Annotated in this window: 4 protein-coding genes; 1 reads left to right on the plus strand and 3 read right to left on the minus strand. The window is 72.5% G+C overall.

Annotated elements, in window-relative coordinates; translation table 11 throughout:
- Positions 1–46: 46 nt before the first annotated feature.
- The gene (locus ACIQOV_RS34820; RefSeq protein ID WP_401054852.1) at positions 47–565 is read right to left on the minus strand and encodes a hypothetical protein; all 519 of its coding nucleotides are present in this window, start codon (positions 563–565) and stop codon (positions 47–49) included.
- A gap of 279 nt (positions 566–844) precedes the next feature.
- On the opposite strand from ACIQOV_RS34820, the gene ACIQOV_RS34825 reads away from it, so the two are divergent.
- Positions 845–1,297 (plus strand): carboxymuconolactone decarboxylase family protein, encoded by a 453-nt coding sequence (locus ACIQOV_RS34825; protein ID WP_401054856.1) that lies wholly within the window; start codon positions 845–847, stop codon positions 1,295–1,297.
- A gap of 186 nt (positions 1,298–1,483) precedes the next feature.
- Here ACIQOV_RS34825 and ACIQOV_RS34830 read toward each other — a convergent pair whose 3' ends face one another.
- Both ACIQOV_RS34830 and ACIQOV_RS34835 read right to left on the minus strand, forming a co-directional pair.
- Positions 1,484–1,897: a hypothetical protein gene (locus tag ACIQOV_RS34830; RefSeq protein ID WP_401054854.1), complete on the minus strand. Its 414-nt coding sequence runs from the start codon at positions 1,895–1,897 to the stop codon at positions 1,484–1,486.
- Positions 1,898–1,945: 48 nt separating this feature from the next.
- Positions 1,946–2,956, minus strand: a complete 1,011-nt coding sequence (locus ACIQOV_RS34835; protein ID WP_380547752.1) for a zinc-binding alcohol dehydrogenase family protein — start codon at positions 2,954–2,956, stop codon at positions 1,946–1,948.
- Positions 2,957–3,078 lie beyond the last annotated feature (122 nt).

A 3,078-nucleotide genomic window follows, 5' to 3' on the forward strand; every position in this document is an offset into this window, starting at 1 on the left:
GCCGATCCGATCGGCTCCCCGCCCCACGCGGGCCCCAGGGGGCTGCTCAGGCTCCCTGTCGCCGCGAGCCGTCGGCGCCTTCGTCGTCCACGGCCGTGGCGTCGCTCAAGTCCTCCACTCTCACCGGCCGTTGGCCGTCGAACACGACCGCGAGGCCGTAGGGGTCGCAGATCGGCAGGCGCCCCTCGGCGAAACGCAGGTGCCACTCGTCGAGGTAGAAGTTGAGCTGCGGGCAGTCCAGGGGGAAGTCCGCGACGGGCAGGCCGCGGTAGGGCTGCGCCTGCGCTTCGGTGAGGCCGAAGAAGGCCGGGTCGGCCTCCACCTGCTCGCGCACGAAGCGGATCCCCGTCCCGATGTAGTGGTCGACCCTGCCGAGCACCTCGCCGACCAGGGGAAGATCGGCCCGGTCGAGGTCGTCGGTGCCTTCGAGCAGGATGGTGGTCTCGACGGGGGCGCCGTACAGCGTGCTCCTCGGCGCCCGGGCCACGCTCCAGACCCTCAGCCCATCGGGCCCCTGATCGGGGAGCAGCTGTCCGATGCCGCTGCGGAAGACGTTCGAGGACACGGCTGCTCCATCTCGCGAAAACCCGGGAACGGACGGACAACGCTACCCCGGCGCAGTGCGGGCCCCGTCCGATCGGGTGCGTGGTCCGCAGGAAATCTTTCGGCCCGGGTAGGGCGGGGTGATGCCATTTCAGGGGGTCCGGGCCGCAAATCTTCCTGTGGAGGTGGAGTCGCGTGGCGGACTTGAGTTGGAGTGCGCTCCAAGTTCTACGGTTCCTTCCGTGGTCGCCGCCGCCGTGGTCGGCGGCCGGGAAACGGGAGAGGAGCAGCGCAGATGAGCATGTCCGCGAGTGAGGCCGAGGTCCGCCGGGAGCGTTTCGCGCACGGGTCCGAGGTGCTCGACCGGATCGACGGCGAGGCCGGGCGGCGGGTGGTGGAGTCGCTGGGCGAGGTGAGCCCCGAGCTCGGGCACCAGGTGGTCGCCTGGGGGTTCGGGGAGATCTACAGCCGTCCCGGGCTGGCGCCGCGCGAGCGGCAGTTGGTCACCCTGGGCATGCTCACCGCGCTCGGCGGGTGCGAGCCGCAGTTGGAGGTCCACGTCAACGCCTCGCTGAACGTCGGGCTGACGCCGCAGGAGATCGTCGAGGCGCTGCTGCACTCCGCCGTCTACTGCGGGTTCCCGAAGGCGCTGAACGCGACCTTCGTCGCCAAGAAGGTGTTCGGCGAGCGCGGCCTCCTGCCGGTCGTGACGGACCGGCCGGCAGACGTGCCGTCGGACCGGCAGGCCGACTGACCGGCAGCCGGCCCCACGGCCCGGTGGTGCTGGTGCGCGCTTCGGTACGGCGGGTGCCGCACCTGGCCCGCCCCGCTGCAACAGGGCGGGCCGGATCCCCTGGGTGGTGTCGAGTGGCAACAACCGCACCCCAGCGAAGAGGCCTCGCCCCGCAGGCCGGAGCGGGAGGTCGGCCCGTCCGGCGTGTCATGCCGTGGCCGGTGGTTCCTCCTCGGGCAGCAGGTGCCGGCCGAGGTGCGCCGTGAGGAACGCGGCGATCGTCTCCGCATCGGTGGACTCCGCCGGCAGGTCACCCGGGCGGGGTTGGTGGATCCTGATGAGTTCGTCCCTCAACCGGGCGTCGAGAAGCGGCGCCTGGTAGCGGTCGATGGTCCCGCGGTGGAACAACCAGGTGGAGATCCTGACCGCGGGGCAGCGGCCGGACTGCGGCTCGTCCGACAGATGGCCCTCGTGCCAGGCACCGACGTAGACGTAGTTGGCGCGCCTCAGGGCTCCGTCGAGGTTCGGGGTGGGGAGATCCTTCAGGTTCCAGTAGCTGCGGGCTTCGGCCTCGGGTACGGGTCCCGGGAGTGCGGCAAGCCAGAGACGAAATTCGAACACCGAAGCAGCTTGGCAGACCTTCACCGGACCGTCGGCCGGGACATCGGCTCAGAACCCGGTCAGGGTCGTCTTGCCGATCGCCGCACCGGACTCCTGGAGTCGGTGGGCCGCCCGGAGGTTGGCGGCGTTGACGGGGCCGAGGTCGCGGGTGGCGGTGGTGGTCAGGACGCCCGCGTCCACCAGGCGCGCGACCCGGTCGAGGATCCGGTGCTGCACCGCCTGGTCGGCGGTGGCGTGCAGGGAGCGGGTGAACATGAACTCCCAGTGGAAGGAGATGCTCTTGCCCTTGAGGACGCCGATGTCCAGGGAGTCGAAGTCGTCGATGGCGACGATGCCGCCGAAGGGGTTCAGGGCCTCGGCGTAGGCGGCGAGGTTGCGGTCGGTGGCGACGGTGCTGAAGACGTGGTCGAGGCCGCCGGGGGCGGCCTTCGCCAGCTGCGGGCCGAGCGGGCGCGTGTGGTCGATCACGTGGTCGGCGCCCATGCGGCGGGCGAAGTCGGCCGACTCCGGGCGGGACGCGGTGCCGATCACGGTCAGGCCGGTGAGGGCGCGGGCGAGCTGGGTGACGAGGGAGCCGACGCCGCCCGCGGCGGCGGTCACCAGCAGGGTGCCGCCCTGCTCCGGGCCGCCGGTGCCCAGGCCGAGGCGTTCGAAGAGGCCCTCCCAGGCGGTCAGCGCGGTCAGCGGCAGCGCGGCGGCCCCGGCGTGGGAGAGGGTGGCGGGCTTGTGGCCGACCAGGCGCTCGTCCACCGCGTGGTAGCGGGAGTTGGTGCCGGGCCGCTCCAGGGCGCCGGCGTAGTACACCTCGTCGCCGACCTCGAACAGTTCCACCTGCGGGCCGACCGCGACCACGGTGCCGGACGCGTCCCAGCCCAGCACCCGCGGCTCACCGCCCGGGTCGGCGTTCTGCCGGACCTTGTGGTCCACCGGGTTGACGGCCACCGCCTCCACCCGCACCAGCAGGTCGCGCGGGCCCGGCCGGGGCACGGGCAGCTCGACGTCGAGCAGGCTCTGCGGGTCGTCGACCGGCAGGCTCCTGCGGTAGGCGACGGCGGGCATCGTCGCGGGGATCGCGGCCGTCCCGGGGGTCGTGGTCGTCTCGGGCATCAGGGGTCTCCTCGTCGGAAGGGGTGGGCGGCGCATCGCCGTCCGGGCACGTCGGCGACGGTATGCGAGGGGTG

Origin of the sequence: Kitasatospora sp. NPDC091257, from assembly GCF_044757675.1 — a bacterium.
Lineage (GTDB): Bacteria > Actinomycetota > Actinomycetes > Streptomycetales > Streptomycetaceae > Kitasatospora > Kitasatospora lactacystinica.

Bases quoted from the DNA above. Each gene is read 5' to 3' on its own strand.
- ACIQOV_RS34825 (WP_401054856.1), top strand. From the start codon at position 845: ATGTCCGCGAGTGAGGCCGAGGTCCGCCGGGAGCGTTTCGCGCACGGG.
- ACIQOV_RS34835 (WP_380547752.1), bottom strand. From the start codon at position 2,956: ATGCCCGCCGTCGCCTACCGCAGGAGCCTGCCGGTCGACGACCCGCAG.